Genomic DNA, 16,149 nt, shown 5'->3' on the forward strand with positions numbered 1-16,149 from the left:
AATCCAGATCGGATTCTTTTCCAAATCTGAAAAGGCTTCTTTAGAGTTTCCGTTAAATTCTTTTAATCTTTCAGTTAGAATATCGCGAACTCCTTTATCAATAACTTTTTCAATATTTTTAAAATCTTTAAAATTATCCGGATTAACAACTTTTCTGATGGTATAACCTTTTTCATACCAAGCTAAAGTTACGGTTTCAGGTAATTGCTCCGTTTTTTCAGCATTAAGAAATATTGGATTTTTAGAAATAATATTTTTCCCAGTGAATGCTTTTTTAGAATCTCCGCCAAACTCCTGTAATCTTTTTAGCAGAGCATTTTTGTATTTTTCATTTTGAACTTTCTGAATAGTTTCGAGATCAAATTTTCCAGATATTTTTTCTTCTTTTGTTTTAAGAAATTTCGAACTTCCGTAAATTGTTTCTTTATGAAGCTGTCCTCTCGGGGTTAGTTCTGTTTTTGCAATTATACTTCCCTTTTTCTTAATTTTATTGATATTTTTGGTAACTACTTTATTTTTAGCTTTATGAGAAATCAAAACTTCTTCCAATTGTTTTTTCGCTTCACTACGGAAATTTTTAATCGGTAATTTGAATCTTCTTTCTTTTGATCCGTTTTTCTTTTCTACAATTTCTGTAATGCTATTTTCAATATTTGTAATTATTTTATGTTCTTTATGAGCTTCATTTTTTCTTGCATTCAAATAATTCAGATATTGGATGTGACTGTGGGTGGTAAAAGCAACCGTTAAAGCATCCATTGCGTGATGGCGATGGTCATTTCTCTTCGTCCAATCAATGATTCTTTCTTTTTCCTCTCCTTTGGAATTTGCAATTAATTCCGTTAAACCTAATTTTCTGTACTTTTCGATATTAAGTTCTTTCATTGTGTTGACAAGATTCCAGTCTTCCCGAAGTTTATCGGTAATTCTTCCCGAAGTGGAAACCACAGAATTAGTAATTCCGAAAAGAATTTCTTTTGCTTTTTTAGCGATATATTGTGTATTTCTTAAATCTCTTTCAATGAATCCCTCTCCTATTTCAGAACCTTTTTTCTGTAGCTTTTCATATTTCGCTTTGGTTATAATACTTTTATCATAAAGATCTTTTATGACATTAAGAAATTTCTCTAATTTTTCCTTTCCTTCATTCTCAAGATAGTCGAAAGCCGTAAAATTTCCTTTTTTAAGATTAGCACTTCTCGGAACTAAAACTTTATTGGAAAAACTGTCATCAAAAAATCGAGATTGAGGAATGATGTGGTCAATATCGTATTTATCTGTAAATAAATTTTCTCTTTCAATTTTTACATCTGTATACAGATCTTTAAAGCCGTTATTTGCCAGTTCCAAGTATAATTTATAGCGAATAATATCATTTCTTGAAGGACTTTTTATGCCAAATTCTCTTTGCAAAACTTCTGCATATTTCTGATGCTGTATAGTCGCTTTGTTAATTTCAGAAGTCATCGTAGCGCGTTCTTCCGCATTAAGTTTGAGTTCTCGCGCCAATTCAATTCTTACTTCATCTGGTTTTCCGTATTCTTTGATTATTTCATTGACCAGATTGATCATTTGATTCAAAATCTTTTCAACGACTGGATTTCGTAAAGAATTTTTAGGAAGAATATCTAATTGTTCTTTCAAAATCCGGTTCTCCAATTGCTCTTTGGTCAAAGAATTTTTAGAATGATTGTAACCTGCATAATTACATGCTACGCTGTATTTATGTTCTTTAATGTAAGGATAAATCTTTCGCATTGCCTTAGAGCTCAAACTTCCATAATCCTGAGAAAAACTAATTTCAGCTAATATTTTGGAATGTTCTTTTTTGAAACCAAATTTCCTCTCCAATAATTCATACAATTTTTCGTTTCCGGAAGGAGAATCATCGCCTTCATAGGAATATAATAAATGCCACAGCTGATAAGAAGCCTGTTTTTCAAAATCATTTCCTTCCAACTCCGGATTAAAATCCAAAATAGATGTATCAATTCCTAATCCTGAAAACTTTTCTCTGACAAATAATTTTATAATTTCTGCAGAAGCATTTACTTTAGAAACTTTAATTTCGTCATCAATGGTCAATTTAAATTCTTTTGGGAATTCTATTCCTTCACTGGCAATAATCTTTAGAAAAGCAGTATATAAGTTTTCATTAGTATAATTTCCTTCAATATCTTTGAAATTAGTTTTCCATTCTTTTCCTGAATATCCAACAAGATCTAAAACATCTTTTGCAGAAAGCTTTCCTTTGATATTCACCTCATCAAAAATAGATTGCTTGAAATCTAAATCTACTGGGAATATTTCCTTTGTACCTAAATTTTGAAATTGTAAATTATTCAGAACCTGCCAGATTTTAAATTCCTGAAACATGGGAGACGATTTCGGTGCCACTTTTAGCCCAACTGTTTTCTTTTTTGTTTTTCCATTTTCTGTTACTTCAATTTCCCTGTTTTCAAACTCACAGATACTGATTAAACCTTTCTGTGATTTGAGCTTCCTTTGATAGAAAATGATAATATCCCGAATCTCCTGCTTTAATTCTTTCGTTAGTTCTTTATAATATTTTGATTGAGTTTCCCATATCTTCTCAAATTCATCTAAGTAATCCTGTCTGTAGAAAACCTGATTTTTAAGTTTTGTATGAGGGTTTTCTTTCAACTGCTGAAATAAATACTCTCCAACTGTTTGATTATGAAAATAAAGCTCTTTACTTCGATCACTAATCGCCCCTAAATAACCGCTAGAATTATTCAGATTGCTGTTAATTTCCTGAAATACAACAGCCAGACTTTCAAAATCCAATTGCTTTTTTACCGCTTCGCTTCTCCAAAAGTATTTTTCAACTTTCTTTTCCTGCATTGTTCCGGTTTGCTTGATTCCAACGAGAGAAAATGGTTCTTTCAGAATTGCCCAAGTTGCATTTTTATTTTTGCCTTGTAATTCTTTATAAAGGTCATCGTTTAAAATTTCTGAATAATATTGTTTCTGAAAATCCCATACTTTATCAAATTCAGCCTGTAAATCTGAACGATAAAAATCTGGCAACTGTTTTTTCCCCTGCTGTAGAAGTTGATATGAATATTCTCCGGGTGTTATATTCTCTTCATACAGTTTTTTGGCAACAGCCATTCCGTCTATAATCTGCCCTTCATCTTCATTTTTAGCTTTGCGGCTGCTTTTATACCCTCTTTTTTTATTGATAAGAAGCAAAACTCTGGCAAATTCTGAAAGTTCTATTTTTTCTTTTGCTGCTTTTGCTCTTAATTCATGAGTTTGGAATGTTGAATTTTCACCAACTTCGGCAAGTAAGTCAGATTCTTTAAGAATATTATTTTTCTTTAAAACATAAATAAGATTGGCTCTTCTTAACTTAAATCTCTGAAGATTCCTTCTTGCACTTCTGGCTAAAGTTCTTCCCGCATTAGTTGTAATTGGTTTTCCTTTTTCAAAATTTAATTGTTCATCAACAGTTAATGGATTTACACGAACCCCTAATTTGATGATTTTATTATTTTCTAAATTTTCAGAATCCTCCTGAACGTAAGCCCAGCCAATTGATGAAACTCCTAAGTCCAGTCCGAGTATATTTTTAATCATAAGTATCAGTTTTTTGAAGTAAATAAAAATAGTAAGAAAAAAAATATTAAAAATGAGGTTTTCCGTAAACCATTCAAAGAAATTTTCTTTTATATTTGTACCAATAATTTTGAAAGCAATTCACAATAAGGATTATTCCGTTGTGAAAACATTTAAGGCGGGGTAACTCGCCTTCTTTATTTTATAACAAATCGTACAATTTTAGTATATTTGCAAAACAATTAGGCAGCTAAAAAAACTGCCCAATTGAAATGTTTTTATTTACGCTTTTTGCAATAAAAACAGAAAGGCTTAGATAGATGAACTATCTTTTTGCTTCGCCAATGTCTAAATGAACGAAAGCAAATAAGGTTTTTTAATTCCATTTCAATAAATTAAAAAATTAAACATTTAATTCTAAGTTACAATCCTTTGATGCGCCAACATCGAGGGATTTTTCGTTTTATCCATCTCCAAATTATGGAGGTTATCATTCTTAATAATTTAAAAGCAAGTCACAACCGATTCAATCAGCCTAATGAAGTAAGTTATTGAATCATTGGAATTACAAATATATAAAAAAATTAAATACATACAACATAAGGCTATTGAATCGGAAATTATAAAAAAGCAACAGTTATAAAATAAACTATATTATAAAAAAAGCCGCCTCAAAAAAAGGCAGCTTTACAAGTCTGAAATATCTAACAATATTATTTTTTAGCTTTTACGTCTACAGCGATTTCGATGTCTTTGCTGATCATCCATTCTGCAGGATCGGCTTCGGAAGTTCCGAATTTAATTCCCCAGTCTGCTCTGTTCACCGTGAATTTAGCCTGGATTGCCGCTGAATTTTCCGTTACATCCACTTTTGCAGGGAACGTTACATTCATTGTTTTTCCGGATAACGTAAGGTTTCCGCTTACCGTTTTGTTAGCTCCTGCCACTGCATCTTTTGGAGCTTCCTTAAGATCGGCTACACTTGTAATTTTGAAATCTGCCGTTGGATTTTTTGCTGTATCAAAGAAATCAGGGTTTTTAAGGTGTGCTTCAAGGTCTGCCGGTTTTTTATCTTTTTCCGTTACAGAAGCCGGATCTACTTTAATAGAGTTCATGTCGATCACAAAGTTTCCTGCCGTTACGCCACCGTTTTCAATACTCAAATCTCCCGATTTTACCATTAAAGTTCCCCAACGCGGAGCCATTCCTCCTTTGTGGAATGCTTTCCAGTTTACCACAGAACCTACTGTATCTACAGGCAAAACTTCTCCTTTGCTTTCTGCTACTTTCTGCTCAGTAGAAGTCGCTGCATTTTCAGCCGATTTTTCTTTGTTACAAGACGCTGCAAGCAATCCTACTGCAACCAATGCAATAACACTTAGTTTTTTCATATTATTTAAATTGTTTAAAGTTGATTCGTAATCTCTAAATTCCGGAGCCAAAAATAGAAAACATCCCACACTTTTATCTTATCATACATCAAGAAATAAAATTTCAGGGTTTCCGTTAATACCTTTCCGCTAAAATAAGAATTATTAAATACACATGATACAATTAAAATCTTTGTATCAAGTTTGTTTAGGCTAATTATAAATTTAATCGAAAAATAGGTGAAAGACTTTATTGGATTTATGTAAAGTATTTCTAAAGTCAGCAAAGAGAAAAAATCTTTGATTTTTTAACTTACGTGCCCTTTTTTAATTTAGGTATTAAACTTAAACAACTAAAGTGTTTAAATCTTTTGCATCTTTTGTGATAAAAAAGTTTAAAGTTTATCTTCAAGCAAAGCATATTCATCTTATTCTGTATTATTACAATCAATTTTTTCTTTATTTTAATTTTAATCATCGCAAACTTCAAATCTTAAACAGACAATGTCTTTCTTGGTCTTTGTTAAATTTAAATAAAAGAGTAAAGCATTTGTAGTTAATGTAGTTATATTTAAAATAGGTTTGCAATATACATTTTGATTATTTTAGCCCTTTAAATTTTAAAATGAACACAACACAATACATACAGCAATCCCTCAACATATCCGAAAAAAGCATCAATGCCACTTTAGAACTACTGGCGGAAGACTGCACCATCCCTTTCATTTCCCGTTACCGAAAAGATAAAACCGGAAACCTTGACGAAACACAGATTGAACAGATTTCAAAACTCAGTAAACAGTTTGAAGAAATTGTAAAAAGAAAAGAATCCATCTTAAAATCGATTGAAGAACAAAATGCTTTAACGCCGGAACTGAAACAGAGAATTGAAGAAAGTTTTGATATTCAGGAAATTGAAGATCTTTATCTGCCGTTCAAAAAAAGAAAGAAAACCAAAGCCGATGCCGCGAAAGAAAAAGGGCTGGAACCTTTAGCAAAAATCATTATGAGCCAGAAAGTTCACGATCTGCAGTTTTTGGCTTCAAAATATCTGAACGATCAGGTTGCGTCCGAAGAAGAAGCTTTGCAGGGCGCAAGAGACATCATGGCAGAATGGATCAACGAAAATATGTATGTGAGAAAAAATCTCCGCCGCCTGTTTCAGCGAAAAGCGGTGGTTACTTCAAAAGTGGTGAAAGCCAAAAAAGATGAAGAAGACGCACAGAAATTCTCTCAGTATTTCGAATGGGAGGAAAACCTGAACAGAACACCTTCTCATCGCCTTTTAGCCATGTTAAGAGCCGAATCTGAAGGTTTTGTGAAAACCAATGTCGGAATCGATAAAGAGGAAGCCATCGAATTTATTGAAAAAGCCATCATCAAATCCAGCAACGAAGCATCGGAACAGATTTCACTGGCGATTAAAGACAGCTACAAAAGATTACTGGAACCCGCAATTTCCAATGAAACCTTACAGGAAGCCAAAGAAAAAGCCGATAAAAAAGCCATTGAGATTTTCTCTGAAAACCTTACACAGCTTCTTCTTGCGCCGCCTTTGGGAGAAAAACGAATTCTGGCAATTGATCCGGGTTACAGAAGCGGCTGTAAAGTAGTCTGTCTGGACGAAAAAGGCGATCTGCTCCACAACGAGACCATTTATCCGCACGCTCCGCAAAACGAAAGCGGAATGGCAATGAAAAAAATCCGTTCCATGGTGAATGCCTATAACATTGAAGCCATTTCCATCGGAAACGGAACCGCAAGCCGCGAAACCGAGTTTTTCATCAAGAAAATTGCATTCGACAAACCTTTACAAGTTTTCGTTGTTTCGGAAGCCGGAGCTTCGGTGTACTCTGCAAGTAAAATTGCGCGTGAAGAATTTCCAAGCTATGATGTGACGGTTCGCGGATCGGTCTCCATCGGAAGAAGGCTGGCGGATCCGTTGGCAGAACTGGTAAAAATAGATCCGAAATCCATCGGAGTCGGACAATATCAGCATGATGTGGATCAGACTCAGTTAAAAAATGAACTGGATTCTACGGTGATGAAATGTGTGAATTCTGTAGGAATCAATCTGAATACAGCGAGTAAATCTTTATTAAGCTATGTTTCAGGAATCGGCGAGAAAATGGCAGAAAACATTGTAAACTACCGTACTGAAAACGGAGCTTTTGAGGACAGAAAACAGCTTAAAAAAGTTCCGAGACTGGGAGAAAAAGCTTTTCAGCAGGCAGCCGCATTTGTAAGAATCCACAACGCCAAAAATCCGCTGGATAATTCTGCCGTACATCCCGAAGCTTACGGAATTGTTGAAAAAATGGCAAAAGATTTAGGCATAAAAACCAACGAACTGATCGCTAATAAAGAAAAGATCGCACTGGTAAAACCCGAAAACTACATCACCGGAGACATCGGAATTTTAGGAATTAAAGACATTTTACAAGAGCTGGAAAAACCGGGACTGGATCCAAGAAAAGCGGCTAAAGTTTTTGAATTTGATCCGAATGTAAAAAGCATCAAAGATTTAAAAACAGGAATGATCCTGCCCGGAATCGTCAATAATATCACTGCTTTTGGATGCTTCGTAGATCTGGGAATCAAAGAAAGCGGATTGGTTCATATTTCCCAGTTAAAAGACGGCTTTGTTTCCGATGTGAACGAAGTGGTAAAACTGCATCAGCACGTTCAGGTAAGAGTAACGGAAATTGATGAAGCGAGAAAAAGAATTCAGCTGAGTATGGTTTTGTAAGAATGATTAAGGTTTTGAATTCAAGTCTGTTTAGGTAGTTATTTTGTTTACGAAATTGTCATTTTGAGCGAAACGAAGTGGAGTCGAAAAATCTAAAATAACTGAATTTTAAATGATTTTGGCTTTATCATTACTAATAAAATTCTGTTCAGCATAACACAAAAGGTTTAAATGGAAACACATGGTAAGATGAAAATTTCAGAGCTTAAAGAAAATAAAACAACACGCAGGGCAACCCGAGATTTTGATTCGGAAGGAAGACGTATCTATGAATTTTTTGAATATGAAATCCCTTATGATACGACCTATGAAAAGAACCGCAGGGACAGATTGTGTTCCAAAATTATAGATATGGTTCCTTTTACCCTGCTTTTTGTTTTCATATTGCATAAACCCCTTATTGTCGCTGTGATTCTTTCAATTCCGTGTGCAATTGTTTTAGGATCAGTAACAGAACATTTTTTCGGGTGTACTCTTGGCAAAAAGATTTTTAAAATAAAAGTGATTGATGATTACGGTAACTATCCCAATATTCTAAAATCATTTGCAAGAAATTTGCTTTGTCTGGCAAATCTTTTCTTTTTTTGGATTAATTATGAACAGCCCGAAAATGAATCATCAAACAAATCCATGCGGATGGATTTTCATATGCATTTCAACAACGAGATCTGTAAAACCTACATTGTAAAAGAAATAAAAATGGAAGAGATCAGGAAGCTTCTTCATAACCGGTTTTCTCTAAATAAAAAGTGACTCATCAATTGAGTCGCTTTTTTTATTATAAAAGTTTAAAGTAAAAAAGTTTTGCTCCTTTAGGAGCAGAATCTATGTAGAAATAAGAATAAGTCTATCAATCAATCCGTAGGATTGATATCTGTAATTCTCAATGAATTTTTTAAAGATAGCGTTCCCACGGAACGCTGAATGCCTTGCGAATATGTTTTCTACACAGATAAAACTCTATAGAGTTTTCTAACTTTTACTTAAACTTTATTAATAATCCTTAAAATCCCTTACCGCTTTTCTCACTTCCGGCCATTTAGTAATCTGTCCTTTATCATCCAGAGGCATTGCTCTTTTTTCCCGGTTCGAAAATTCGGGGTCTTCTGAAGCCATATACGCTAAAGTTGCCGTTAGAATCACATTGCTTTTCACCTCATCAAAGATAATTTTGTCGTACGTATCTTTTGTCGTATGCCATGTGTAGCCAAAATAACCCCAGTTTAAAGAACCCAGTCCGAATGACGGAACTCCCGCTGCCACGAAAGAAGCATGATCGGAACCTCCTCCCCCCGGAGTTCCCGGAAAATCTGTTTTAATCTGGCTTTTAATATTTTTAGGAACCGCGTTCAGCCATTTTCCAAGATAATCGTAAGCATGTACAAAACCCTGTCCGCTGATGTTCACTACTCTACCCGTTCCGTTGTCCTGATTGAAAACTGCCTGAACTCCCTTTACAATCTCCGGATGATCCGCTACAAAACTTCTCGATCCGTTCAGTCCCTGCTCTTCACTTCCCCAAAGTCCTACAATAATCGTCCTTTTGTTATCAGGATAATATTTCTTAAGAATTCTCATCGCTTCAAGCATGGTTAAAACTCCCGTTCCATTGTCTGTAGCGCCTTGTGCGCCGTCCCATGAATCCAGATGCGCAGAAAGAATAACGTATTCATCAGGTTTTTCTTTTCCTTTAATCACTCCAATGGTGTTGAATGATTTAGCTTCAGAAAGGATTTTTGACTTCATTTCCATCCTAATCTTTGGTTTTGTGCCGTTTTCCGCCATTCTGTACAACATTCCGTAATCTTCCAGTTCAATATCAAACATGGGAATATTCTTCGTTTTTGCTTCAAAAATTCTGTTGGCTCCCATAATTCCTGTCCAGTTGGAAATCGCAATTCCTGCTGCTCCTGCTCTTTCCAGAGCTTCGGGAAGTGTTTCATTGTTATAGCCTATGCTTTTTATATAATTCTGATACTCTTTTGAAGCCTGTTCTTTTTCTTTCTTAAGCTTTTCATACAGTTCAGGCATTGCAAATTCTTTAATCTGATCGTCTGAACGACCGATTTTCTGGTATTGTGCGATCAAAACAACCTTTCCTTTCACAGAAGAAATCCATCGATCAAATTCAGCTTTGGAAGAAACTTTCGGAAGAATAACAACTTCTGCTTCCACTGCTTTTTTCGTTGCCGGACTCCATGCTAACTGGGTTGCCGATAAACTTTTCATGCGCGGAAACGTCATGTCCACATGGGTAATTCCTCTTTGCCATCCTTTCCATGTTCCAAACTGTTGCAGATTGGCTTCGATATCCCATGATTTCAGTTTATTTGCTGTCCATTCATTGGCGGCAAACATTTCCGGAGTTCCGATCAGACGCGGACCGATTCCGTCCAAAAGTTCATACGCCATTTTTTCAAGCTGGGAATTATTGTTTACCTCGTTCACGAAATTCTGAACAACGGGATTAAGTTTTTCCTGAGGAACGGCATTCTGAGCCAAAGAAAATTGTGTCATCGCCATCATAACAGGCAATGCAAGAAATCTGTTTATCTTCATATTAATCATTGTAGCCCTAAAGATAAAGAGATTCGCGGAAATGGGAAAACGCAGAAAGGGTTTGGTAATGGTGAATGGTTGCTGGTGAACAGTGAATGGTGAAAAAGTCAAGGGTGAATGAGATTCGCTTTTGATTTACAATCCACAAATCAAGACTACATAAGAGTGATGATTTAAAAAACTAAATTTCTTTGTAAAAATTCAAATAAAAAAACCGACTGAAAAGCCGGTTTTGGGAACAACTATTTTTTTGATTCTTCAACAGAAACTTTTCTGAATTCCTTGAAAAGCTTGCTTAGTTCCAAAGCTGCTTTACGAGCTCTTGTTCCAGCTGCTTTGTTTCCTTTTTCTGCTTGTTGGTTTGCTTCAGTTGTGAAAGCTTCAAATTCTGCGTTGATTTTTTCAATTAGTTCTTTCATTATTTTTAAAATTTAGGCTGCAAATATAGCTTTTATGGTGATTCCAGCCTAATAGTGAAGAAAAAATTTCCAAGAATTCACAAATAATTTCAATTTTCCGGCAAAATGCTTCAGATTGCCGTAAAACAAGCCGATCCGGAGGAATCGAAAAACAATTCTGCTGCATTTAAAAATTCCTACTGAATGTCGCCTGAATATTCTTCATCTGTCGCCGCTTTCAGCCACGTAACCTGCTCATCACCTTCATAATTGGTGATCGCAATATGCGTCATGGAAGTTTTGGAACCTGCTCCATGCCAGTGTTCTGTGTTTTCAGGAATATTAATTACGTCTCCTTTCTTAATAACCTGAGCGGTTTTTCCTTTTTCCTGATAAAGACCTTCTCCGTCAATAACCAGTAAAACCTGTCCTTTGGGATGTGTATGCCAGTTTGTTCTGGCTTCAGGTTCGAAAGTAACACTTCCTGCGGAAAAATTATTGTTTTTATCTCTTGAAACTAAGGGAGTAAGAAAAGCTTTTCCGGTAAACCATTCTGCCGGAAGCGGCTCTCCTTTTTTAAATAGATCTGCTGTATTCATTGTTTCTTTTTTATGATATTGACATCCTGACAATATAAGAGCCAGAATGATTACTGCTGTTTTTTTAATGTACGGAATCAATCTTTTTAATAATTTTTGCAGGGATTCCTCCTACCACGGTGTAATCCGGAACATCTTTGGAAACGACTGCTCCTGCTGCAACTACGGAATTTTCTCCAACAGTAACGCCGGGCAGAATTGTTACGTTGGCTCCGATCCACGCATTATTTTTAATGACGATAGATTTCCCCGTAAGACCTTTTCTGTGTTGAGGTTCCAGAGGATGATTTTCTGTGATAAGGCTGACTTTCGGACCGATCAGTACATCGTCTTCTATTGTGATTCCTCCTAAAGACAGAAAAGTACAGTCGAAATTGATGAACACATTTTTGCCGATGGTAATCCCTTTTCCGTAATTGATGTAAACCGGCGTGAAAACCGTTACATTTTCAAGTTTCTGTTCTGTAATCTCACTTAACAATTCTGATATCTCATCCGGATCGGAAGAATTGTTCAACTGATTGAGCTTATCTTTGATTTCATAAAATGCTTCTCTCAAATGATGGATTTCAGGATCATCCGACAAAACCGTTTCGCCATTCTGTAATCTGCTGAAGATATTTTCTTTGCTATTCAAATCTGATATTTTTAGGGGTAAACATAAGATCCACCTTTTCATCGACGGATCGTTCAATTATTTCAAATATGTTCTGAAAAAACTTTCGAGTTTATCAAAAGGAATAATGTCCGTTTTATCGTACAGATCAACATGAACTGCATTAGGAATAATCATTAATTCCTTAGGTTCTGCAGCCATTTTATAAACATCTTCAGAAAAATATCTGGAGTGGGCATTTTCTCCGGCAATCAATAGAAGCGGTCTTGGAGAAATTTCCTTCACATAGGCTAAAATCGGGATATTCATCAGAGAAAAACCGTTTGTTTTCGTCCATGCCTTATTTGAATTTACAGAGCGTTCGTGAAATCCTCTCGGCGTTTTATAATAATCAAAATAATCTTTTACAAACTGTGGTTCATCATCTTTCAGAACATTTGGGTTAGGAGTGTTTCCATATTCAGGACTCCCTTTTTCAGCATCTTTCCATCGCTGCAGGCTCATTTCTTTTAAAATTTTATCCCGCTCTTCCTGAGTCATTTTATCGTAGTATCCTTTTGAAGAAACGCGGGGCATATCATACATACTTGTCGTGGCAACCGCTTTTACCCTTTTGTCTATCGCAGTTGCATTCAGCGCAAATCCTCCGAAACCGCAGATTCCGATGATCCCGATTTTATCCCGGTCAACATTCTTCTGTAAACCCAGAAAATCTACTGCCGCACTGAAATCTTCCGTGTTGATGTCCGAAGAAGCAATGTTTCTCGGTTCTCCTCCGCTTTCGCCAGTATAAGAAGGATCAAATGCAATTACCGCAAACCCTTTTTCTGCCATCTGATTCGCGTATAACCCCGAAGACTGTTCTTTCACGGCTCCGAAAGGTCCGCTGATCGCCAAAGCAGGAAGTTTTTCGTTTTCTTTATTTTTAGGAAGATAATAATCTCCTGAAAGTACAATTCCGTAACGGTTTTTAAAGCTGACTTTCTTTCTTACCACTTTATCGCTCAGTGTGAACGTGTAATGTTCTTTTTGTTCCGTTGCATTCATTTTTTTCTGATTAGTTTGATTCTTTTGTGCAAAGGTCTGCCCGATGAGCATACAGGACAAAACCACCGCAGTTGTTACTATTTTCATATCCGCATTTTAAATTAAAAATTGATGGTACAAAAGTAGAAACCGCATTAGTGCAGCAGGTAATGATAATCAAACCAAAAATTAAGAAAATCAAACTTCAGCAGATCTGAAAGCTTTCGGATTGGTTCCTGTCTGTTTTTTAAAAAAATTGTTGAAATAAGTAGGATAATCAAACCCCAATGCAAAGGCAATTTCAGAAATATTCCAGTCAGTGTGCTGCAAAAGAGCTTTTGCTTCGGTAAGAATTCTTTCTGTGATATGCGATGTGGTGGATTTCCCGGTGATTTCCTTTACAGAACGGTTAAGATAGTTAACGTGAACATTAAGGCTTTTCGCAAATTCCTGAGCAGATTTCAACTGCAGCGGATGATCTGTTGTTTCAATCGGGAATTGTCTTTCCAGCAATTCTAGAAAGACGGAAGTTAATCTGGATGCCGCATTTTGATTCTGATCCATATTTTCAGCAGGTTCAAGCTTTAAAGATTCATGGATAATAAGACTGATGTAATTTCGGATCAGTTCATCTTTGTAAAGGTAATCGCTTTCCTGCTCGGCAATCATTTTTTGAAACAGGGTGTTGAGAAAATCTCTCTGTTCTTCGGTGATTTTTAAAACAGGAGTTCCTCCGATCTTAAAAAATGAAGACTGCTGAAGACTTTCTGAACGTTCGGAATTTTTAAAAAACTCTTCAGAAAAAAGAATGGTATAGCCTGCATAAGTTGAAGAAATAGTTTCCCAGGAATACGGAATATGCGGGTTTCCGAAAAACAGAATGGTTCCTTCCTGCTCAAAGGTTTTATCTGAATAATGAATTTTGCTTTTACCGGTAGTAAGACAAATTTTGTAGAATTCTTTACGGCTGTAAGTACGGGTTTCATTGGTATCCTGCTCTATCTGAAAAGCACGGAATCCTTTTAATTTCAGTTCACTGTTAAAATCCGAAACGGTTCTTTTTACTTTGTCTTTCATGCTTCAAAGTTAAGAAATTCAAACAAATGAAAAATATGTACTTACAATTTATCGTTGAATTTTTAAAGTACGGAATATTCTGTTCACCCTGCACAATTAAGTAAAACTACTGAGTTTTTTGTTTCTTAAACTCATTAATTTTGGATGCATAAAACTGATGACTCCGAAAAGATTCAGACCTCTATTTTGAAGTTTAAATAATTTTCAGAATCAGAAATACTAACCATTATAAAAACGAAATTACCATGCTGAAAAGACAAAAAGAAAGTATTGAGCAGGAAAGCCTGTTTCTAAGAACTGCAGCAGGCAGTTCTCAGGGATTTCTGGAGAATCTTATGAAGGGCTATTCTAAACTTACGATTGATGATCCACTGATTCCTTTCAGAGAAAAAGACCTGAACCAGATCGCAGATAATGTGGATTACGGAATTTTAAAAGCACTGGAAGGAACCTGGGTGAGCTACAACGCCGATTACAATAAAAATATCGACAGAACAATGAACGGAAGCGGCGTTCATACCACGATTATGCCTTCGCCGGGAACCAATTCAGGAACAATTCCGGGAAAATTCAGCTTCGAATGTGAAGAATACATTGAAAAACTGGTTTTTTCTCTTGTTCCGGGAGGTGTGCGTAACCGGGGCGGTGCAAATGAGCTGTTCTGCGGTGCTGTAAAGTATGAGCAGAGCATTAAAAGTGTAAATACCCAAAAAGATAATCCGGATTTGCTGTACACGCCTATTCATGAAGAAAACGGGATGTATCTCTGGCTGAGTGATGTTTACAATCATGCAGCCACAAAGGAATCCATTGAAAGAGACCGCGGAATTCATGCTTTTGATGAGGAGGATTACAAAAACTACGGGTACAAAGGCGAATACAGAAACGAGCCTTTGGTGCAGGTGAAGGATGAAAACGGAAATCCTCAGTATATTCTGATGAGCGAACTGAAGGAAGATCAGGAATATTATGAGATCATTCCGGCAAAAGAACTGAAACCGGGAGCCGGTAATCGCGGACCTTATTTTATTCCCGATTATTCTATTTCGCGAAGCGGAGTGATTCCTCATGGAAGCACGATCACTTTACTGGGCGACATCGTGCCCTCCCAATCCAATTATCTTATACAGGGAGCGCCGCAGTTTCCGGAAGGAGACAAAGCGTGGAATTATGATTTTCTTTCTGTTTCGCCAACGATGGGAGGAGCAGGAGCGAGTGAAACGCACCCTATCAATCTGGATCAGCCCGCTCCGGCATGGGTTCACGAAACGCTGAATGACCAAAATGATCCGGGAGAAAATAAAATTTATACGCAGAGAATTCTTGCACACGATCTTTATCCTTATTCCGTAAGACCGGATCTGAGACTAAGAGATACGCTCAGCGGACAGGAAGTTAAGAATTATGTTTTTCTTCAGATGTCTTCCAAAAACAAAACCGGCGCACAAGGCGGGATCTTAAATGTTCCTTTCGTAAACCGCTTTGTTCCGACCGTAGAGGTAAATTTCAGAATGTGGATTGAAACCGTGGTAGAAAACGGAAGAGAGATTCTTCAGCTTCAGTATGAGCAGATTATTCTTTTCGAATTCCATTTCGGAGATGACGGCGGAACGACAAGCTGGCCGCATATTCAGGTGAATACGCTTCGAAAACTGGAGGACATTCCTGAAGAGCAGAGAAAAATTATAGAAGAACAGTTTTTTGAAGGAACAAAAACGCCGGAAAATATATCTTTAAATGCTCCGGCTGCGACATCAGGCTGTCCGTATCATAAAGGGTAAGTAAATATTTATACTATGGTTTTAAAGAAAGCAGCGACGGCACAAGTGCCGTCGCTGCTTAATATATGCGATATCTATTTAAACAATTATTAATTTAACCTGAGTTCTGGATAAGTCTTCTTAAACGCAAGGTTAAACAAAGAGATTCAATTATCAGGAATTCAGCTTTTAAGATATACAAAGCCGTAAAATTGATCAAAGTAATACCATTTTTGTCTTTTTTACATAAACGAAGTGCCTTTGTTTAGCTTGCAAACTTTCAATAAGTAAAAAAAATCTTTAACCAGAAAAGATTTTATCTTAAGTAAGTTCGATGTAAAGTTTTCAAATCAAAATTGAACAGCTATAACCATCGCAAAGACCAGAATATTAAGATAAAGAGTTTAAAAAAG

The 16,149-nt window shown here is 36.1% G+C and carries 11 protein-coding genes; 3 read left to right on the forward strand and 8 right to left on the reverse strand.

Translation table 11 applies throughout. The annotated features are described in order from the left end of the window. Both cas9 and WFK35_RS11585 read right to left on the reverse strand, forming a co-directional pair. A partial coding sequence (gene cas9, locus WFK35_RS11580; RefSeq protein ID WP_336732747.1) for a type II CRISPR RNA-guided endonuclease Cas9 occupies positions 1 to 3,603 on the reverse strand: 3,603 nt, incomplete at its 3' end. Positions 3,604 to 4,295: 692 nt separating this feature from the next. Further along, positions 4,296 to 4,973: a YceI family protein gene (locus WFK35_RS11585; RefSeq protein ID WP_185204795.1), complete on the reverse strand. Its 678-nt coding sequence runs from the start codon at positions 4,971 to 4,973 to the stop codon at positions 4,296 to 4,298. Between the two features lie 604 nt (positions 4,974 to 5,577). Between WFK35_RS11585 and WFK35_RS11590 the strand changes: the two genes are divergently transcribed. Continuing rightward, the gene (locus WFK35_RS11590) at positions 5,578 to 7,701 is read left to right on the forward strand and encodes a Tex family protein (protein WP_336732748.1); all 2,124 of its coding nucleotides are present in this window, start codon (positions 5,578 to 5,580) and stop codon (positions 7,699 to 7,701) included. Positions 7,702 to 7,872: 171 nt separating this feature from the next. Then, positions 7,873 to 8,454: an RDD family protein gene (locus WFK35_RS11595; RefSeq protein WP_336732749.1), complete on the forward strand. Its 582-nt coding sequence runs from the start codon at positions 7,873 to 7,875 to the stop codon at positions 8,452 to 8,454. A 240-nt stretch (positions 8,455 to 8,694) separates the two neighbouring features. Here the strand turns inward: WFK35_RS11595 and WFK35_RS11600 are convergent, their stop codons facing one another. From WFK35_RS11600 to WFK35_RS11625, 6 genes are all read right to left on the reverse strand, one after another. Then, positions 8,695 to 10,260: a M20/M25/M40 family metallo-hydrolase gene (locus tag WFK35_RS11600; RefSeq protein ID WP_336732750.1), complete on the reverse strand. Its 1,566-nt coding sequence runs from the start codon at positions 10,258 to 10,260 to the stop codon at positions 8,695 to 8,697. A gap of 242 nt (positions 10,261 to 10,502) precedes the next feature. Then, the gene (locus tag WFK35_RS11605; protein ID WP_076394683.1) at positions 10,503 to 10,679 is read right to left on the reverse strand and encodes a histone H1; all 177 of its coding nucleotides are present in this window, start codon (positions 10,677 to 10,679) and stop codon (positions 10,503 to 10,505) included. 176 nt (positions 10,680 to 10,855) lie between these two features. Continuing rightward, positions 10,856 to 11,257 carry a (R)-mandelonitrile lyase gene (locus WFK35_RS11610; protein ID WP_336732751.1) on the reverse strand — a complete coding sequence of 134 codons (402 nt, stop codon included), beginning with the start codon at positions 11,255 to 11,257 and terminating at the stop codon, positions 10,856 to 10,858. Between the two features lie 64 nt (positions 11,258 to 11,321). Further along, positions 11,322 to 11,894, reverse strand: a complete 573-nt coding sequence (locus tag WFK35_RS11615) for a sugar O-acetyltransferase (protein WP_442892042.1) — start codon at positions 11,892 to 11,894, stop codon at positions 11,322 to 11,324. 57 nt (positions 11,895 to 11,951) lie between these two features. Beyond that, complete coding sequence (locus tag WFK35_RS11620; RefSeq protein ID WP_336732753.1) at positions 11,952 to 13,007, reverse strand: alpha/beta hydrolase; 1,056 nt, start codon at positions 13,005 to 13,007, stop codon at positions 11,952 to 11,954. Between the two features lie 90 nt (positions 13,008 to 13,097). Further along, positions 13,098 to 13,976: a helix-turn-helix domain-containing protein gene (locus WFK35_RS11625; RefSeq protein ID WP_336732754.1), complete on the reverse strand. Its 879-nt coding sequence runs from the start codon at positions 13,974 to 13,976 to the stop codon at positions 13,098 to 13,100. A gap of 245 nt (positions 13,977 to 14,221) precedes the next feature. On the opposite strand from WFK35_RS11625, the gene WFK35_RS11630 reads away from it, so the two are divergent. Continuing rightward, positions 14,222 to 15,757 carry a peroxidase, FMP-type gene (locus WFK35_RS11630; protein ID WP_336732755.1) on the forward strand — a complete coding sequence of 512 codons (1,536 nt, stop codon included), beginning with the start codon at positions 14,222 to 14,224 and terminating at the stop codon, positions 15,755 to 15,757. The last annotated feature ends 392 nt before the right edge of the window (positions 15,758 to 16,149 follow it).

The organism is Chryseobacterium sp. VD8 (assembly GCF_037149975.1).
GTDB lineage: Bacteria > Bacteroidota > Bacteroidia > Flavobacteriales > Weeksellaceae > Chryseobacterium > Chryseobacterium indicum.

Bases quoted from the DNA above. Each gene is read 5' to 3' on its own strand.
- WFK35_RS11595 (WP_336732749.1), top strand. From the start codon at position 7,873: ATGGAAACACATGGTAAGATGAAAATTTCAGAGCTTAAAGAAAATAAA.
- WFK35_RS11585 (WP_185204795.1), bottom strand. From the start codon at position 4,973: ATGAAAAAACTAAGTGTTATTGCATTGGTTGCAGTAGGATTGCTTGCA.
- WFK35_RS11625 (WP_336732754.1), bottom strand. From the start codon at position 13,976: ATGAAAGACAAAGTAAAAAGAACCGTTTCGGATTTTAACAGTGAACTG.
- WFK35_RS11605 (WP_076394683.1), bottom strand. From the start codon at position 10,679: ATGAAAGAACTAATTGAAAAAATCAACGCAGAATTTGAAGCTTTCACA.
- WFK35_RS11590 (WP_336732748.1), top strand. From the start codon at position 5,578: ATGAACACAACACAATACATACAGCAATCCCTCAACATATCCGAAAAA.
- WFK35_RS11610 (WP_336732751.1), bottom strand. From the start codon at position 11,257: ATGAATACAGCAGATCTATTTAAAAAAGGAGAGCCGCTTCCGGCAGAA.
- WFK35_RS11620 (WP_336732753.1), bottom strand. From the start codon at position 13,007: ATGAAAATAGTAACAACTGCGGTGGTTTTGTCCTGTATGCTCATCGGG.
- WFK35_RS11600 (WP_336732750.1), bottom strand. From the start codon at position 10,260: ATGAAGATAAACAGATTTCTTGCATTGCCTGTTATGATGGCGATGACA.
- WFK35_RS11630 (WP_336732755.1), top strand. From the start codon at position 14,222: ATGCTGAAAAGACAAAAAGAAAGTATTGAGCAGGAAAGCCTGTTTCTA.